The organism is Streptomyces sp. NPDC104761 (assembly GCF_055583445.1).
Map to the genome: position 1 here is coordinate 1 of NZ_JBVJNZ010000004.1, position 16,496 is coordinate 16,496.

At 72.2% G+C, this 16,496-nt stretch carries 15 protein-coding genes; all 15 read left to right on the forward strand.

Features of this window, described 5'->3' with window-relative positions:
* Positions 1–132: 132 nt before the first annotated feature.
* The 15 genes from ACZ63F_RS12935 to ACZ63F_RS13005 all read left to right on the forward strand — a co-directional run bounded on the left by ACZ63F_RS12935 (position 133) and on the right by ACZ63F_RS13005 (position 16,482).
* Positions 133–543 carry a nitroreductase family deazaflavin-dependent oxidoreductase gene (locus ACZ63F_RS12935; protein ID WP_352365638.1) on the forward strand — a complete coding sequence of 137 codons (411 nt, stop codon included), beginning with the start codon at positions 133–135 and terminating at the stop codon, positions 541–543.
* The gene (locus ACZ63F_RS12940; RefSeq protein WP_469710555.1) at positions 540–1,130 is read left to right on the forward strand and encodes an NADPH-dependent FMN reductase; all 591 of its coding nucleotides are present in this window, start codon (positions 540–542) and stop codon (positions 1,128–1,130) included. Before ACZ63F_RS12935 ends, ACZ63F_RS12940 begins: the two co-directional genes overlap by 4 nt.
* Positions 1,131–1,381: 251 nt before the next feature.
* The gene (locus tag ACZ63F_RS12945) at positions 1,382–2,686 is read left to right on the forward strand and encodes a cation:proton antiporter (RefSeq protein WP_469710557.1); all 1,305 of its coding nucleotides are present in this window, start codon (positions 1,382–1,384) and stop codon (positions 2,684–2,686) included.
* A gap of 156 nt (positions 2,687–2,842) precedes the next feature.
* Positions 2,843–3,502, forward strand: a complete 660-nt coding sequence (locus ACZ63F_RS12950; protein WP_469710559.1) for a hemerythrin domain-containing protein — start codon at positions 2,843–2,845, stop codon at positions 3,500–3,502.
* Positions 3,503–3,568: 66 nt separating this feature from the next.
* On the forward strand, positions 3,569–5,038 hold the full coding sequence (locus ACZ63F_RS12955; RefSeq protein ID WP_469710561.1) for an MFS transporter: 1,470 nt from the start codon (positions 3,569–3,571) through the stop codon (positions 5,036–5,038).
* A gap of 147 nt (positions 5,039–5,185) precedes the next feature.
* Positions 5,186–6,106, forward strand: a complete 921-nt coding sequence (locus ACZ63F_RS12960; protein ID WP_469711359.1) for a MarR family winged helix-turn-helix transcriptional regulator — start codon at positions 5,186–5,188, stop codon at positions 6,104–6,106.
* 172 nt (positions 6,107–6,278) lie between these two features.
* Positions 6,279–7,994, forward strand: coding sequence for an NAD(P)/FAD-dependent oxidoreductase (locus ACZ63F_RS12965; protein WP_469710563.1), 1,716 nt, complete (start codon positions 6,279–6,281; stop codon positions 7,992–7,994).
* 31 nt (positions 7,995–8,025) lie between these two features.
* Positions 8,026–8,595 (forward strand): flavin reductase family protein, encoded by a 570-nt coding sequence (locus tag ACZ63F_RS12970; RefSeq protein ID WP_469710564.1) that lies wholly within the window; start codon positions 8,026–8,028, stop codon positions 8,593–8,595.
* A gap of 1 nt (position 8,596) precedes the next feature.
* Positions 8,597–10,360 (forward strand): acetyl/propionyl/methylcrotonyl-CoA carboxylase subunit alpha, encoded by a 1,764-nt coding sequence (locus tag ACZ63F_RS12975; RefSeq protein WP_469710566.1) that lies wholly within the window; start codon positions 8,597–8,599, stop codon positions 10,358–10,360.
* A 26-nt stretch (positions 10,361–10,386) separates the two neighbouring features.
* On the forward strand, positions 10,387–11,325 hold the full coding sequence (locus ACZ63F_RS12980) for a hypothetical protein (RefSeq protein WP_469710568.1): 939 nt from the start codon (positions 10,387–10,389) through the stop codon (positions 11,323–11,325).
* 82 nt (positions 11,326–11,407) lie between these two features.
* Entirely contained in the window at positions 11,408–12,865 is a 1,458-nt protein-coding gene (locus tag ACZ63F_RS12985; protein WP_469710570.1) for an FAD-dependent monooxygenase, read from the forward strand.
* A 122-nt stretch (positions 12,866–12,987) separates the two neighbouring features.
* Positions 12,988–13,317 (forward strand): TcmI family type II polyketide cyclase, encoded by a 330-nt coding sequence (locus ACZ63F_RS12990; protein WP_352365657.1) that lies wholly within the window; start codon positions 12,988–12,990, stop codon positions 13,315–13,317.
* Complete coding sequence (locus ACZ63F_RS12995; protein ID WP_469710572.1) at positions 13,314–14,588, forward strand: beta-ketoacyl-[acyl-carrier-protein] synthase family protein; 1,275 nt, start codon at positions 13,314–13,316, stop codon at positions 14,586–14,588. Before ACZ63F_RS12990 ends, ACZ63F_RS12995 begins: the two co-directional genes overlap by 4 nt.
* Entirely contained in the window at positions 14,585–15,793 is a 1,209-nt protein-coding gene (locus ACZ63F_RS13000) for a ketosynthase chain-length factor (protein WP_469710575.1), read from the forward strand. Before ACZ63F_RS12995 ends, ACZ63F_RS13000 begins: the two co-directional genes overlap by 4 nt.
* 416 nt (positions 15,794–16,209) lie before the next feature.
* Positions 16,210–16,482, forward strand: coding sequence for an acyl carrier protein (locus ACZ63F_RS13005; protein ID WP_469710577.1), 273 nt, complete (start codon positions 16,210–16,212; stop codon positions 16,480–16,482).
* Positions 16,483–16,496 lie beyond the last annotated feature (14 nt).

Below are 16,496 nucleotides of genomic sequence, written 5' to 3' on the forward strand. Positions count from 1 at the left end.
CCCCCCCCCCCCCCCCCCCCCCCCCCCCCCCCCCCCCCCCCCCCCCCCCCCCCCCCCCCCCCCCCCCCCCCCCCCCCCCCCCCCCCCCCCCGCCGCCATGGAATCGACGTGCCCTACGGAGGGACCTGAGACATGCCGATCGACAGGAAAGTCGCCCGCTTCAACCGGCGGTTCGCCAACCACTTCGTCGGGCCGCTGTTCAGCCGGCTGCCCGGTTTCGGGAAGGTGCACCACCGCGGCCGCAAGTCGGGGCGCGAGTTCGCCACCCCCGTCAAGCTGTTCCGGCGCGGTGCGGACATCGTCATCACACTGCCGTACGGGCCGGGCTCCGACTGGGTCAAGAACGTACTGGCGGCGGGCGGCTGCGAGATCACCACGCGCGGCCGCCGGATCCGGGTCACCGCGCCGGTGGTCTTCACCGACGACGGTACGACGAAGATGCCCGCCCTGACCCGGCGGATCCTCTCCCGCGTCGAGGCCACCGAGTTCCTCGCGCTGACGCCGGTCGCAGAACCGGCGCGGCTGCGGGCGGCCCGGCCGTGACCGCCGCCGGTCCGGTCACCCGGCCGGTCCGGGTGGCGCTGCTGGTCGGCTCCGCCCGCGACGGGCGGCTCGCCCCGGACGTCGCGGGCTGGTTCGCGCGGGTCGCCGCCCGCCGCGACGACCTGGTCCTGGACGTGGTCGACGTGGCCGAGCACCTGCTGCCGGCGAGCCTCGACGAGGCCGACCCGCGGGCGGCGGCGCTGCGGCCCCGGCTGGGCGGGGCTGAGGCGTACGTGGTCGTCGTACCGGAGTACAACCGGAGCGTTCCGGGGCCGCTGAAGACCCTCATCGACAGCTTCCAGACCGAGTGGCAGGCCAAGCCGGTCGGGTTCGTCGGCTACGGCCTCGGCATGGCGGGCGGGGTGCGGGCGATCGAGCATCTGCGGCAGATCTTCGCCGAGTTCCACTGCGTGGGGATGAAGGACGTCGTGACGTTCCCGCGGGTGCTGGAGCACTACGGTGCCGACGGCACGTTTCCCGCGGAGCCGGAGGGTGCCGAGGCCGCGGCCAAGCTGATGCTGGACCAGCTCACGTGGTGGGCGACGGCGCTGCGCGACGCCAAGTCCGCGCGCCCCTACGGGACGTGAGAGTTCCGGCGCCGACAACGCGCCCCGCAAGGGGGCGCGGGGAACTGCGCGGCCAGCCACGTCGGACCTGCGGCCGTCCCACCACGGAGCGCGGCACTTCGTGCGCATTTCGCGGTGCCTCGCATGGTTGTCGGGCGACCGCGGCGCCGTCGTGGCTGATCGCGCAGTTCCTCCCCCAGCCTTCGGCCGGGGGGACCCCCAGCGCCCCTGACGGGGCGCGTCACCTGATCCCCCTTCATGAGGAGAACGCGATGGCTGCCGCCGCCCCCGACCCGCTCACCCCTCTTCTCGTCGCCGTGCCCGTGGTGATCCTCGCCTGCAGGGCCGGGGCCCAGCTGCTCAGGCGGCTCGGGCAACCCCCCGTCGTCGGCGAGATACTCGTCGGCATCCTGTTCGGCCCGTCCCTGCTGGGCTGGCTCTGGCCCGGTGCCCAGACGTGGCTGTTCCCGCAGTCGGCGCTGCCCTACATCGGCGTGCTCGGGAACATCGGCCTGCTCGTGTTCATGTTCCTCGTCGGACTCGAACTCGACCTGAAGTCCCTGCGCGGCCACAGCAGAACGGCCGTCGCCGTGTCCCAGGCCGGGATCGCGCTGCCGCTGCTGCTCGGCACGCTGCTCGCCCTCGGCATGTACGGCGACTTCGCTCCGCCCGGCACCGAGAAACTGCCGTTCGTGCTGTTCATCGCGGTGTCGATGAGCATCACCGCGTTCCCGGTGCTGGCCCGCATCCTCACCGACCGGGGCCTGTACCGGACCCGGATCGGCGCGCTCGCCATGGCCAGCGCGGCCGTGGACGACGTCAGCGCCTGGTGCCTGCTGGCCGCGGTGGTGGCGGTGACGAAGAGCCACTCGCCGCTGGAGGCCCTGACCACCGCCGGGTACGCGCTCGTCTTCGCCGCCGTGATGTTCCTCGTCGTACGGCCGCTGCTGGCCAGGTGGGCCGCGCGGGCGGAACGCCGGTACGCCGACGCGGTCGTGCTGGTGGTGCTGTTCAGCGGGCTGAGCCTGGCCGCGTTCGCCACCGACCGGATCGGGGTGCACGCGCTGTTCGGCGCCTTCCTGTTCGGCGTGGTCACCCCGCGCGGCAGCCGGCGGATCGAGGTCACCGCGGCCCGGATGCGGGCCTTCGCGGTGCCGGTGCTGCTGCCGCTGTTCTTCGTCAGCACCGGTCTGAAGACCGACGTGGGGCTGCTCGGCGGCAGCGGCACCCAGTGGCTGTGGGCGGGGGCCGTGCTCGCCGTCGCCGTGGCCGGCAAGTGGGGCGGCGGCACGCTCGCCGCACGGCTCTCCGGCCGGGACTGGCGGGACTCCATGTCGCTGGGCGCGCTGATGAACTGCCGTGGCCTGACCGAGCTGATCGTGCTCAACATCGGGCTCGGTCTCGGGGTCATCGGGCCGGAGCTGTTCACGGTCCTCGTGCTGATGGCGCTGCTCACCACGGCCATGACCACCCCGGCGCTGACCCGGATCCGCAAGGGGATCGACGAGGAGCCCGAGCGGGAGACGGCCGGAACCGGCCAGGACGAACCCGCTCTGGAGATCGCGAGAACCCGCTGACCTGCGCCTGCGGGCGGGGCAGCGGCGTCAGCCGCCGACCGGCGAACAGTTCCGGCCCTGATGGTTGGAAGATTGCTAGTTGGAAGCTTGATGGATAAGCAAGTTGACGATACTCTCGCAGTACGACGCAGCAGTGAGGCAGTGAGGGAGAGAACGATGAGCCAGGACTTCAAGAACCTCGACATGACGATGATGTTCGCCATCCACGACGCGCTCCGCCGCGAGCTGGAGCGGATCGCCCGGATCACCGCGCGGGTCGACGAGGACCCCCGGCACGTCCTGAGCACCGCGGTCGGCTGGGAGCTCTTCAAGAAGTTCCTGACCGTCCACCACACCTCCGAGGACGTGAAGATCTGGCCGGTCATGGAGACCGCGCTGGCCGGCCAGAGCTCCGAACTGGCCCTGCTCGCGGACATGGAGGCCGAGCACGGCGTCATCGACCCGCTGCTCGCCGACATCGACGCCGCCCTCGCCGACCGCGACTCCGGCCTGGAGCGCCTGACCGGCCTGACCGACACCCTCCACACCAAGCTCGGCGCCCACCTCGACCACGAGGAGCGGGACGCGCTGCAGCTGATGGACATCACGCTCTCCCAGGAGCAGTGGCAGGACTTCTCCGCCGAACAGCGCACCCGGATCGGCGACGACTCCGCCCGCTACCTGCCCTGGATGCTCGACGACATCGACGCCGCGAAGGTCGCGCACATCCTCGGCAAGATGCCCGAGCCGCTGCGCAACGCCTACGAGAACGACTGGCGCAAGGCCTACGAGGACCTCGCCATCTGGACCCCCAGGACCGCCACCACCAGCCGCTGACCGGATCCCCCCGGGTTCCGCTCCGCCCGACACCCCCCAACCCTGAGACAGACACGGAGACATCTCATGTCGCTGCAAGACCGCACTCAGGCCGTCCCCAAGGCCGCGGCCCCGCCGCAGCAGGACGGCAAGCTCGGACTCGCGTTACTCGTGATCGCCGCGGCCCAGCTCATGCTCGTCCTCGACAACACGATCGTCGCCGTCGCCCTGCCCAGCATGCAGAGCGCCCTCGGGCTCAGCGAGTCCGGCCTCGGCTGGATCGTCACCGCCTACGCCCTGGCCTTCGGCGGTCTGCTGCTGGCCGGCGGCCGCGCCGGTGACCTCTTCGGCCGCCGCCGGGTCTTCCGCACCGGCCTGGTGCTGTTCACCGCCGCCTCGCTGCTCGGCGGCCTCGCCCAGAGCGGCGAACTGCTCATCGCCGCCCGTGTGATCCAGGGTGCGGGCGCCGCCATCGCCGCGCCCACCGCCCTGTCGCTGCTGGCCACCACCTTCCCGGCCGGCCCCGCCCGCAACAAGGCGCTCGGTGTCTACGGCGCGATGGGCGGCCTCGGTTCGGTCGTCGGCCTGCTGCTCGGCGGCGCGCTCACCGAGTACCTGAGCTGGCGCTGGGTGATGTTCGTGAACATCCCGATCGCCCTGGCCGTCCTGTTCGGCACCGGCGTCCTCGTCGAGGGCGAGCGCGAGCGCGGCAAGGTCGACGTGCCCGGCGCGCTCACCGCCACCCTGGGCTTCGGCTCGCTCGTCTACGCCATCAACCGCGCCGGCGACAAGGGCTTCGGCGACAGCGTCACCCTGACCGCGCTGGGCGCAGCGCTCGTCCTGATCCTCGCCTTCGTCCTGATCCAGCGCGCGAGCAAGGCGCCGATGATCCCGAGCGGGGTGCTCGCCGACAAGAGCCGCGTCGGCGCCAACCTGATCATGTTCCTGGTCGGCGCGGGCATGCTCGCCACCTTCTACTTCCTCACCCTCTACATGCAGCTCGTCAAGGGCTACGCCCCGATGGTCACCGGCGTCGCCTACCTGCCCTTCGCCCTCGGCATGGGCATCGCGGCCGGCGGTGTCGGCCCGCAGCTGCTCGCCAAGCTGCCCGAGCGCAACGTGATCGCCCTCGGTCTGCTGATCGGCACCGCCGGCATGGTCTGGTTCAGCTTCATCGAGCCCGGTCAGACCCCGTGGGCCGCGCTGCTGCCGGCCCAGCTGGTGGCCGGTCTCGGCCTCGGCATGGTCTTCGTGGCCGTCACCATCGTCAGTGTCCGCGGGGTCGCCCCGCAGGCCACCGGCGCGGCCTCCGGACTGGTCAACACCGCCCAGCAGATCGGCGGCGCCATCGGCCTGGCGGCCCTCGCCGCGGCGGCCACCGCCATCACCGACCACGAGCTGCCGGGCAGCGTCCCGCACGCCCTCACCACCGGCTACTCGTACGGGTTCCTGCTCGGCGGCGGCTTCTACCTGCTGGCCCTGATCGTGGCCCTGGCCACCCTCCCGGGCACCCGCCCCCAGCACCAGGACGCCGAGCACCCGCCCGTCGCCCTGTGACCGACCCCGGCGGCCCCGCCCTGACGACCCGGGCGGGGCCGCCGGTTCCCCGGCGCCGCGCCGGTACCGGTACTGGTCGGGGGCCGTCGATATACTCGGGCAGGAGGTGCTGTCTTGCGGTACGAGAGCGACGACGATCGCGGTCCGGTGACCCGGGCCGAGCAGACCGCGGAGGTCCCAGGCGTCCTCCCGGACGCGCTCACCGACTTCATCGGCTACCTCCTGCGCCGCGTCTACGCGCAGTTCGCCGCCACCGACGACGGCGGCGGCAGCGACCCCCGCGACTTCCTGGTCCTCGACGCGCTCACCGGCCGCGACTGGGAGTCCCAGCTCGACCTCGCCGAGCGGCTCGGCATCAACCGCACCATCATGGTCGGCGTCATCGACCGCCTGGAGGCCCGCGGCGAGGTCCGGCGCACCCGCAACCCCGACAACCGGCGCCAGTACGTGCTCTCCCTGACCGACAAGGGGCGCGAGGCCGTCGAGGCCAGCCGGCGGGCGGTCGCCGAGCGGGACGCCCGGCTCACCGCCGTACTGACGGACGAGGAGACCGCCCGGCTCGACGAGCTGCTGGGCCGGCTGCTGCCCGAGTCCGCGCAGCCCCTCGTGCAGGGCACCGAGTACCTGGTCGGCCAGGCCCACCACCGGCTGCGCAAGCACGGCGACGACAAGCTGGCCGGCACCGGTCTGCGGGTGCGGCACTACGGCCCGCTGTCCGCCCTGGACGTGCTCGGGCCCATCGCCCAGCAGCGGCTCGCCGAACTGCTCGCCATCACCGGACCCGCCGCCTCCCAGCTCGTCGACGAACTCGTCAGGCTGGGCCTGGTGCGCCGCGGCCGCGACCCGCACGACCGGCGCCGCTACGCCCTCGAAGTCACCGACCTCGGCCGCGAGCAGCTCGGTGTCGTGGCCCGGGCCGTCGCGGAGCTCGCCGCGGACGTCTCCGCCATGCTCGGCCCCGGCGGCGAGGACGAACTGCGGGAACTCCTGCTGAAACTCCTCGCCCCGACACATTCAGGTCCGGCATTCGCCGAGAACACCAAGTCATCCGTTTCCGCCAGGGGTTGACCCTCTGGCCAAAGGATGTCACGCTTAATTCAGCGGATACTCCGTGCCCTTTTCCGGACCCTTTCCCAGGCTCTTCGCACCGCCCTTCCGAATTCCTTGCGGAAGGGCCGCGAGGGGCCTTTTTTCATGCTGATTTCCCGTTGCGCACCGCCCCTCGACGAAGGAGACAGTCATGGTCGCCCAGAAGACCGACGGCGCGCCGGAACCGGCGCGCACACCCGAGGACATGACCTTCGACGTCATCATCCTCGGCTCGGGTCTCGCCGGCTCCGTCACCGGTGCCGTCCTGGCCAAGCACGGCGCCAAGGTGCTGCTGGTCGACGCCGCCGCGCACCCGCGCTTCGCCATCGGCGAGTCCATGACCCCGCAGCTCGTGGAATGGATCCACATCCTCGCCGAACGCCACGACATTCCCGAGCTGAAAAGCCTCGCGAGCGTCGAGGCCTCCACCCGCGACATCGGCCCGACCTTCGGCACGAAGGCCCACTTCGGCTTCATGAAGCACGAGGTCGGAAAAGAGCCGAACCCGCGCGAGGCCACCCAGCTCGCCCTGCCGAAGATATTCCACCAGAACAGCCACATGTTCCGGCAGGACAGCGACTCCTTCATGTTCCACGTCGCCGTCAAGTACGGCTGCACCCCCCGGCAGAACTGGCGTGCGAACGAGGTCGACTTCGACGACGACGGCGTCACCGTCCTCGGACGCAGCGCCGCCCCCGGCGCCGAGCCCGAGCGGTACCGGGCCAAGTACCTGGTGGACGCCTCCGGCTTCCGCTCCCCGCTCGCCGACAAGTTCGACCTGCGCGACAAGCCCACCGCCCGCTTCAAGCACCACTCCCGCTCGATGTTCACGCACTACGTCGGCATCAAGCGGTTCGACGACGTCAGCGGCCACCCCCAGGACCTGCGCCCGCCGGCCGACTGGCACACCGGCACCATGCACCACCTCATCGAGCGCGGCTGGTTCTGGATCATCCCCTTCGACAACCACCCCAAGTCCCGCAACCCGCTGTGCAGCGTCGGCCTGACGATGGACGAGCGCACCTACCCCAAGCCGAAGGACCTCACCCCGGAGCAGGAGTTCCAGTCCTTCCTCGACAAGTACCCGGCGGTAAAGCGCCAGTTCGACGGCGCCACCCGGGTCCGCGAGTGGATCTCCACCGACCGGCTGCAGTACTCCTCCAAGCAGACCATCGGCGACCGCTGGTGCCTGATGTCGCACGCGGCCGGCTTCCTCGACCCGCTGTTCTCCCGCGGCCTGTCCAACACCATGGAGGTCGTCGACGCGCTCACCTCCCGGCTGATCCCCGCCCTCGAGGACGGCGACTTCTCCGCCGAGCGCTTCGAGTACGTCGAGCGCGTCGAGCAGGGTCTGCTCCAGTACAACGACGACCTGGTCAACAGCTCCTTCATCGCCTTCTCGCACTTCCGGCTCTGGAACGCGGTCTTCCGGGTCTGGGGCTCCTTCATCACCCCCGGCACCATGCGGCTGACCCGGGCCCGCCTCAAGCACTTCAAGGACCACGACACCCGCCACTTCGACGAGCTGGAGAACGTGTCCCACCCCGGCCTGTGGTGGCCGCAGAGCGACTCCTTCAAGCGGATCCTGGAGGCCACCGCCGAGACCTGCGAGAAGTACGAGGCCGGCGCGCTCACCGGCGACGAGGCCGCCGACATCGTCTTCGGGCTGCTCAAGGAGTCCCCGGTCGTCAACCCGGTCTTCGGCTGGAAGGACGAGGAGAAGCGGTTCATCTACCCCTCCACGCTGACCATGGCCCGCTTCCTGTACTGGGCCTCCGTCGAGGCCCCTGCCGAGATGAACAGCGTCGGCCGCGAGTTCCTGCTCGGCATCCTCAAGGCCGGTGCGAAGGTCCGCAAGCTCCTCTGACCCCTCCCAGCCAAGCCAGAAAGGGATCCGCATGTCCGCAGCAGCGCGGTCGCTGACCCGCGCCGAAGAGACCCGGCCCGTCGAACCGCTGGATCTGCGCCGCGTGTGCGGCCTGTTCACGACCGGCGTCACGGTCATCACCACCGGCCCCGACGGCGACGCGGACGGCACCACCGTCAACTCGTTCACCTCGGTCTCGCTGGAACCCCCGCTGGTGCTGTTCTGTCTGCACCACCAGTCCCGGCTGCACACGCTCCTGGAGCGCAGCGGCGGCTTTACGGTCAACTTCCTGTCAGGACGGCAGCAGCCGCTGGCCCGGCACTTCGCCGGACGCCGGGCCACCTCCGGCGCCGGCGCCTTCGAGGGCGTGCCGCACCACTTCACCGAGGACGGGCTGCCCGTGCTCAGCGAGGCCCTCGCCCACCTGACCTGCACCACGGTCGACGTGCACACCGCAGGGGACCACGACATCGTCATCGGCGAGGTGGTGGAGCTGGGCGTCCCCGAGCACGGCCTGGAACCGCTGATCTTCTTCGACGGCTCCCTGGGCCCGCTGGAGACCGGCGCGGACCGCTTCCAGCACGCCCGGCAGGCGTCCTGACATGCGCAGGGTGCTCATCGCCAACCGTGGCGAGATAGCCGTACGCGTGGCCAGAGCCTGCCGGGACGCCGGGATGTCGAGCGTCGCCGTCTACGCGGACCCGGACCGCGACGCCCTGCACGTCCGGGCCGCCGACGCGGCCTTCGCGCTGGGCGGTGACACCCCGGCCACCAGCTACCTGGACATCGGCAAGGTCCTGCGGGCCGCCCGGGAGACCGGCGCGGACGCGGTCCACCCCGGCTACGGCTTCCTCTCGGAGAACGCCGAGTTCGCGCAGGCGGTCCTGGACGCGGGCCTGACCTGGATCGGCCCGCCGCCGCAGGCCATCCGCGACCTGGGCGACAAGGTGGCCGCCCGGCACATCGCCCAGCGCGCCGGCGCCCCGCTGGTGGCCGGGACCCCGGACCCGGTGAGCGGCGCCGACGAGGTCGTGGCGTTCGCCGAGGAGCACGGCCTGCCGATCGCCATCAAGGCGGCCTTCGGCGGCGGCGGGCGCGGGCTGAAGGTCGCCCGCACCCTGGAGGAGGTGCCGGAGCTCTATGAGTCGGCGGTGCGGGAGGCGGTGGCCGCCTTCGGACGCGGCGAGTGCTTCGTGGAGCGCTACCTGGACCGGCCGCGGCACGTGGAGACGCAGTGCCTCGCGGACCGGTACGGCAACGTCGTGGTCGTATCGACCCGTGACTGCTCGCTGCAGCGCCGCCACCAGAAACTGGTGGAGGAGGCTCCGGCACCGTTCCTGACCCCGGAGCAGACCGCGGAGCTGTACCGGGCGTCCAAGGCCATCCTGCGCGAGGCCGGCTATGTCGGTGCGGGCACCTGCGAGTTCCTGGTCGGCCAGGACGGCACGATCTCCTTCCTTGAGGTCAACACCCGCCTCCAGGTCGAGCACCCGGTGACCGAGGAGGTCGCCGGCATCGACCTGGTCCGCGAGATGTTCCGCATCGCCGACGGCGAGGAGCTCGGCTACGGCGACCCGGAGCTGCGCGGCCATTCCTTCGAGTTCCGCATCAACGGCGAGGACCCCGGCCGGGGCTTCCTGCCCGCCCCCGGCACGGTGACGGTCTTCGAGCCGCCGTCGGGTCCGGGGGTACGGCTGGACGCCGGCGTGGAGTCGGGCAGCGTGATCGGCCCGGCCTGGGACTCGCTCCTCGCCAAGCTGATCGTCACCGGCCGCACCCGTGCCGAGGCGCTGGAGCGGGCCGCGCGGGCGCTCGACGAGTTCCGCGTCGAGGGGATGGCCACGGCGATCCCCTTCCACCGCGCGGTCGTCAGGGACCCGGCCTTCACCGCGGCCCCCTTCCGCATCCACACCCGCTGGATCGAGACCGAGTTCGTCAACAAGATCGAGGCCTTCGCGGCGGCCCCGGCCGCCGGTGCCGAGACCGAGCAGGCCGGGCGCGAGACGGTGGTCGTCGAGGTCGGCGGGCACCGTCTCGAGGTCTCGCTGCCGGCGGTGCTGGGAAGGGTGCCCGACCGGACGCTCGTGGCGGCCGCCGCCGCGCCCCGGTCCCGCCGCCGCACCGCCGGCGGTGCCGCGCCCGCCGCCTCCGGGGACACGCTCACCTCCCCCATGCAGGGCACCGTCGTCAAGGTCGCCGTGGCCGAAGGGCAGACGGTCGAGAAGGGCGACCTGGTCGTCGTACTCGAGGCCATGAAGATGGAGCAGCCGCTCACCGCGCACCGCTCCGGCACCGTGACCGGGATCGCCGCCGAGGTGGGCCAGGCCCTCGCCGCCGGTGCCGCGGTCTGCGACATCAAGGACTGATCCAGACCCATCGAGGACTGATCGTTGTGGCAGCACTCACCTATTCCGACGCCATGAACGGTGCCCTGGAGCGGCTGCGTTCCGTGGGGTACGAGCACGGGCGCAGCTTCGTCAACCACGCGCCGATGGCCGCCGAGGCCCTGGCCCACATGGGGTACGCCGACGAGGTGCCCGGCTGGGTGGAGGGCCATCTGCGCGGCCACACCTTCCACGACGTGCCCGAGCGGCGGTTCGCCCTCGACCCGGCCGACGAGGCCGACTGGCGGCAGGCGCTCGGCGCGTTCGGCCGGGTCGCCGACTGGACCGCCCTGTTCGAGCGGGAGCTGGCCGAGGGCGAGTGGACCGATGTCCTGGCCCGCTGGTGGCCCCGGCTGCTGCCCGGCCTGTCCGGTGTGCTCACGCACGGCGTGATCCGCACCGCGCACGCGGTCCGGGCGGTGGTGACCGCCGGGCCCGACAGCCGCCTGCAGCTGGCCGAACTGGCACACGGGCTGGGGTACTGGGCGGCCAGGTACTCCGAGGGCGGAGTGGTGGTCCAGGAGGGCGCGGGCGAGGGCGGTGACGTCCTGGGGGCGCTGGACGAGCTCGTCGCCGAGTTCTCCGGGATCTACGCCACGCTCTCCCTCCCGCACCCGATCCCGCTGATCCACTCGGTCACCGGGCCCGCCGCCGTACGGCTGGTGGTGGAGCACCTGCCGGCGGAGCAGCGGTGGCCGTCGTACCGGGTGGCGCGGGCCGTCAGCCGCACGATGCTCGACTGGTTCCACGCCGTGCCCCGGCCCGCGGCCCCGCTGCCGGACGCCCCCGACCCGGCCGCCCTGTTCGCCGAGGCCGTCCAGATCGGCGACGAGCACGCCATCAAGCTCGCCGAAGTCGCCGTACGGCACGAGGCGCTGGCCCCCGACCCGCGGCACGCGGCCGCCGCGCACGCCGCCAACCGGGCGATCGGCCGCCTGTACCGCTGACAGCCGCTGACAACCGCTGACAGTTCGTCTTCGCCGACGGTCTCCCCGACGGGGCCGTACGGAACCGTTCCCGAGGAGTGTCATGGACGCACAAGTCATCGTCGTGGGCGCCGGTCCTGCCGGCATGATGCTCGCGGGCGAGCTACGGCTCGCGGGCGCCGACGTCATCGTCCTGGAGAAGCTGCCCGCGCGCACCGGAGAGTCGCGCGGCCTCGGCTTCACCGCCCGCACCATGGAGGTCTTCGACCAGCGCGGACTGCTGCCCCGCTTCGGGGACATCGAGGTCAGCAACGTGGGCCACTTCGGCGGCCTGCCGGTCGACTTCGGCGTCCTGGACGGTGCCCACCAGGCTGCCAAAACGATCCCGCAGTCGGTCACCGAGACCGTCCTCGAGGAGTGGGCCGGCCGGCTCGGCGCGGACATCCGGCGCCGGCACGAGGTGCTGTCCGTCAAGGAGAAGGAGGACAGCGTCGAGGTCGAGGTGCGCGGCCCCGAGGGCGTGCACCGGCTGCGCGCCGAGTACCTGGTGGGCTGCGACGGCGGCCGCTCGACCATCCGCAAGGCCGCCGGTTTCGACTTCCCGGGAACGCCGTCGACGCTGGAGATGTACCTCGCCGACGTGAAGGGCATCGAACTGGAGCCCCGGATGATCGGGGAGACCCTGCCCGGCGGGATGGTCATGGTCGGCCCGCTGCCCGGCGGCACCACCCGGCTGATCATCTGCGAGCGCGGCACCCCGCCGCAGCGCCGCGACAAGCCGCCGACCTGGGCGGAGGCCGCGGCGGCCTGGCAGCGGCTGACCGGCGACGACATCTCGCACGCCGAGGCGGTGTGGGTGTCGTCGTTCGGCGACGGCACGCGGCTCGTCACCGAGTACCGGCGCGGCCGGATCCTGCTCGCCGGCGACTCCGCGCACATCCACCTGCCGGCCGGCGGGCAGGGCATGAACACCAGCATCCAGGACGCCGTGAACCTCGGCTGGAAGCTGGGTGCGGTGGTGCGGGGACGGGCGCCGGAGACGCTGCTCGACACGTACCACGACGAACGGCACCCGGTCGGGGAGCGGCTGATGATGAACACCCGGGCGCAGGGGCTGCTGTTCCTGTCCGGTCCCGAGGTGCAGCCGCTGCGGGACGTGCTGAACGAGCTGATCCGGTATCCGGAGGTCGGCAGGCACCTGGCGGCGATGGTGTCCGGCCTCGAGATCCACTACGACGTCGACGGGGGCGGCCATCCGCTGCTCGGCCGACGGCTGCCGAACGTGCCGCTCGCCGGGCACAAGAGGGTGGCCTCCAGCACCGAGGCGCTGCGCGGCGGGCGGGGTGTGCTGCTCGACCTCGCCGACAACGCGCGGCTGCGGGAGCGGGCCTGGGCCTGGCGGGACCGGGTGGACGTGGTGACGGCGGAGGCGGCCGACGGCTCGCTCGCGGGTACCACGGCTGTGCTGGTGCGGCCGGACGGGTACGTGGCCTGGGCTGCGCCGGGTAGTCATGCGGATCTGCCGATGGCCCTGGAGCGGTGGTTCGGGCCGGAGCGGTGAGGACGCCGCCGAGAGTGCCGTGATCCGTCGTCGCGCGGGTGCGGCGCCGTCGTGGCTTGTCGCGCAGTTCCCCGCGCCCCTCAAGGGGCGCTTTTTGCTGGACTCTTTCAAGGAGTGAACCCATGCACAGCACTCTGATCGTCGCCCGGATGGAACCGGGGAGCAGCGCGGAAGTCGCGCGGCTGTTCGGGGAGTTCGACCGGACCGAGATGCCGCACCTGATGGGCACCCGGCGCCGGGAGCTCTTCGCCTACCGCGGGCTGTACTTCCACCTCCAGCACTTCGACACCGACAACGGCGGTGAGCTGATCGAGGAGGCCAAGACCGACGCGCGGTTCGTGCGGATCAGTGAGGACCTCAAGCCGTTCATCCAGGCGTACGACCCCGCCACCTGGCGGTCTCCCGCCGACGCGGTCGCCACGCGCTTCTACGACTGGGAGGGCCGGGCGTGAACGCCAGGCGAGTGGTCATCACCGGGGTCGGCGTCATCGCCCCCGGCGGTGTCGGCACCAAGAACTTCTGGAACCTGCTCAGCGAGGGCCGCACCGCGACCCGCGGCATCACCTTCTTCGACCCGTCCTCCTTCCGGTCCCGGGTCGCCGCCGAGGTCGACTTCGACCCCGAGGAGCACGGGCTGAGCCCGCAGGAGATACGGCGGATGGACCGGGCGGCCCAGCTGGCCGTCGTCAGCGCCCGCGAGGCCCTCGCCGACAGCGGGCTCGACCTGTCCGGCGCCGACCCCTACCGGGTCGGGGTCACCATCGGCAGCGCGGTCGGCGCGACCATGGGGCTCGACCAGGAGTACCGGGTGGTCAGCGACGGCGGCCGGCTCGACCTCGTCGACCACACCTACGCCGTCCCGCACCTCTACAACTACCTGGTGCCCAGCTCGTTCGCGGCGGAGGTCGCCTGGGCGGTGGGCGCGGAGGGCGCCGCCACGGTGGTCTCCACCGGCTGCACCTCGGGCCTCGACTCCGTCGGGCACGCGGTGGAGCTGATCCGGGAGGGCTCGGCCTGCGCGATGATCGCCGGCGCCACCGACGCCCCGATCTCCCCGATCACCCTGGCCTGCTTCGACGCCATCAAGGCCACCACCCCGCGCAACGACGACCCCGAGCACGCCTCCCGCCCCTTCGACGGCACCCGCAACGGGTTCGTGCTGGGGGAGGGGTCTGCCGTGTTCGTCCTGGAGGAACTGGAGGGGGCGCGGGCGCGCGGGGCGCACATCTACGCCGAGATCGCCGGGTACGCCTCCCGATGCAACGCCTTCCACATGACCGGGCTGCGGCCCGACGGCGCGGAGATGGCCGAGGCCATCACGGTCGCCCTCGACGAGGCCCGCCTCGGCCCCGAGGCGATCGACTACATCAACGCGCACGGCTCCGGCACCAAGCAGAACGACCGGCACGAGACCGCCGCGTTCAAGAAGAGCCTCGGCGACCACGCCTACCGGACCCCGGTCTCCTCGATCAAGTCGATGGTCGGGCACTCGCTCGGCGCGATCGGCTCCATCGAGATCGCCGCGTCCGTCCTCGCCATGGAGCACAACGTCGTGCCCCCGACGGCCAACCTGCACACCCCCGACCCCGAGTGCGACCTGGACTACGTCCCGCTCACCGCCCGCGAGCACCGCACCGACGCGGTGCTCACCGTGGGCAGCGGGTTCGGTGGCTTCCAGAGCGCGATGGTGCTCGCCCGACCGGAGAGGAGCGCGGCCGCATGAGCACGCGGACCGTGGTGACCGGGCTCGGCATCGCCGCGCCCAACGGCCTTGGCACGACCGACTACTGGGCGGCCGCCCGCGCCGGGAAGAGCGGGATCGGCCGCATCACGCGGTTCGACCCGTCCGGGTATCCGGCGAAGCTGGCGGGCGAGGTGCCCGGGTTCAGCGCCGCGGAGCATCTGCCGAACCGGCTGCTCGCCCAGACCGACCACATGACCCGCCTCGCGCTCGTCGCGACGGACTGGGCGCTGGCCGACGCGGAGGTCACTCCGGCCGACCTGCCCGCCTACGACATGGGCGTCGTCACCGCCAGCTCCTCCGGCGGCTTCGAGTTCGGGCAGGGGGAGCTGCAGAAGCTGTGGAGCCAGGGCAGCCAGTTCGTCTCGGCATACCAGTCGTTCGCCTGGTTCTACGCCGTCAACAGCGGTCAGATCTCCATCCGCAACGGCATGAAGGGCCCCAGCGGAGTCGTCGTCTCCGACCAGGCGGGCGGCCTCGAAGCCCTCGCGCACGCGCGCCGGCAGATCCGCAAGGGGACGCGGCTCATCGTCTCCGGTGCGATCGACGCGTCCATCTGCCCGTGGGGGTGGGTGGCGCAGCTCGCCAGCGACCGGCTGTCCACGTCGGAGGAGCCGGACCGGTCCTACCTGCCGTTCGACTCCGCGGCGGCCGGGCACGTGGCCGGCGAGGGCGGCGCGATCCTGATCCTGGAGGCCGAGGAGACGGCCGTACGGCGCGGTGCCCGGGTGTACGGGGAGATCGCGGGGTACGGCGCGACGTTCGACCCGGCACCGGGGAGCGGGCGGCCGCCCGGGCTGCGCAAGGCGATCGAGCTGGCCCTCGCGGACGCGGGGGCGGACGCGGCCGACGTCGACGTGGTGTTCGCCGACGCGGCGGCCGTGCCGGAGCTGGACCGGGTGGAGGCCGATGCGATCGCCGACGTGTTCGGGCCGCACGGGGTGCCGGTGACGGCGCCGAAGACGATGACCGGGCGGCTGTACTCGGGAGCGGCGCCGCTGGACGTCGCCACGGCGCTGCTCGCCGTCCGGGACGGGGTGGTGCCGGCGACGGTGAACGTCTCGCCGGAGGCCGGCTACGACCTCGACCTGGTGGTCGGTGAGCCGCGCCTGACGGAGGTACGGACGGCGCTGGTGCTGGCGCGGGGGTACGCCGGGTTCAACTCGGCGATGGTCGTACGGGCGTAGCGCTCCCGCCGTAGGGGTTCGGACCGTGGCGCAGCTGCGGGTTCGTCGTGGCCGGTCGCGGAGTTCCCCGCGCCCCTGGAGGGCGCTGCCCAGCCGCGTCCTCCATGCATGGCTGCGGGCAGGCGTGCCGCCCACGACCGTGGAGCCCGTGCGGTCGCGCGGCTGCGGGTTCGTCGTGGCCGGTCGCGCAGTTCCCCGCGCCCCTACGGGGCGCTGCCCCAGCCGCGGGCAGTCCTGCCGCTGGGGCGGCACGGGTGGGCGCGGCGGCACCCGGCAAGCGCCGGTGAGCGTCCCCACCCCCCCAGCCCCCCGTGAATCAAAGAGACCCGTCCGTCCTCCCGGCCCCCTTCCTCTCTCCCACGTCCGGGGCCGGCAGGGCGGGCGTTTTCATTCTCAGTCGTGAAAGGAAGATCACCGTGGCCACCCAGTCCTTCACCCTCGACGACCTCAAGCGGATCCTGCTGGAGGCCGCCGGCGCCGATGAGAGCGTCGATCTCGACGGGGACATCCTCGACACCGACTTCGAGGAGCTCAGCTACGAGTCCCTCGCCATCCTGGAGACCTGCGGGCGCATCGAGCGGGAGTACGACATCACGCTGGACGACACCGTGGTGACCGAGGCCAGGACGCCCCGCGAGCTGCTCGCCGTCGTCAACGCGCAGCTCGGTGACGTCGCCGCCGCTGCCTGACCTTCTCCCCACCC

Coding starts and splice junctions, on each gene's coding strand:
- ACZ63F_RS12935 (WP_352365638.1), top strand. CDS start 133: ATGCCGATCGACAGGAAAGTCGCCCGCTTCAACCGGCGGTTCGCCAAC.
- ACZ63F_RS12945 (WP_469710557.1), top strand. CDS start 1,382: ATGGCTGCCGCCGCCCCCGACCCGCTCACCCCTCTTCTCGTCGCCGTG.
- ACZ63F_RS12950 (WP_469710559.1), top strand. CDS start 2,843: ATGAGCCAGGACTTCAAGAACCTCGACATGACGATGATGTTCGCCATC.
- ACZ63F_RS12955 (WP_469710561.1), top strand. CDS start 3,569: ATGTCGCTGCAAGACCGCACTCAGGCCGTCCCCAAGGCCGCGGCCCCG.
- ACZ63F_RS12965 (WP_469710563.1), top strand. CDS start 6,279: ATGGTCGCCCAGAAGACCGACGGCGCGCCGGAACCGGCGCGCACACCC.
- ACZ63F_RS12970 (WP_469710564.1), top strand. CDS start 8,026: ATGTCCGCAGCAGCGCGGTCGCTGACCCGCGCCGAAGAGACCCGGCCC.
- ACZ63F_RS12975 (WP_469710566.1), top strand. CDS start 8,597: ATGCGCAGGGTGCTCATCGCCAACCGTGGCGAGATAGCCGTACGCGTG.
- ACZ63F_RS12985 (WP_469710570.1), top strand. CDS start 11,408: ATGGACGCACAAGTCATCGTCGTGGGCGCCGGTCCTGCCGGCATGATG.
- ACZ63F_RS12990 (WP_352365657.1), top strand. CDS start 12,988: ATGCACAGCACTCTGATCGTCGCCCGGATGGAACCGGGGAGCAGCGCG.
- ACZ63F_RS13000 (WP_469710575.1), top strand. CDS start 14,585: ATGAGCACGCGGACCGTGGTGACCGGGCTCGGCATCGCCGCGCCCAAC.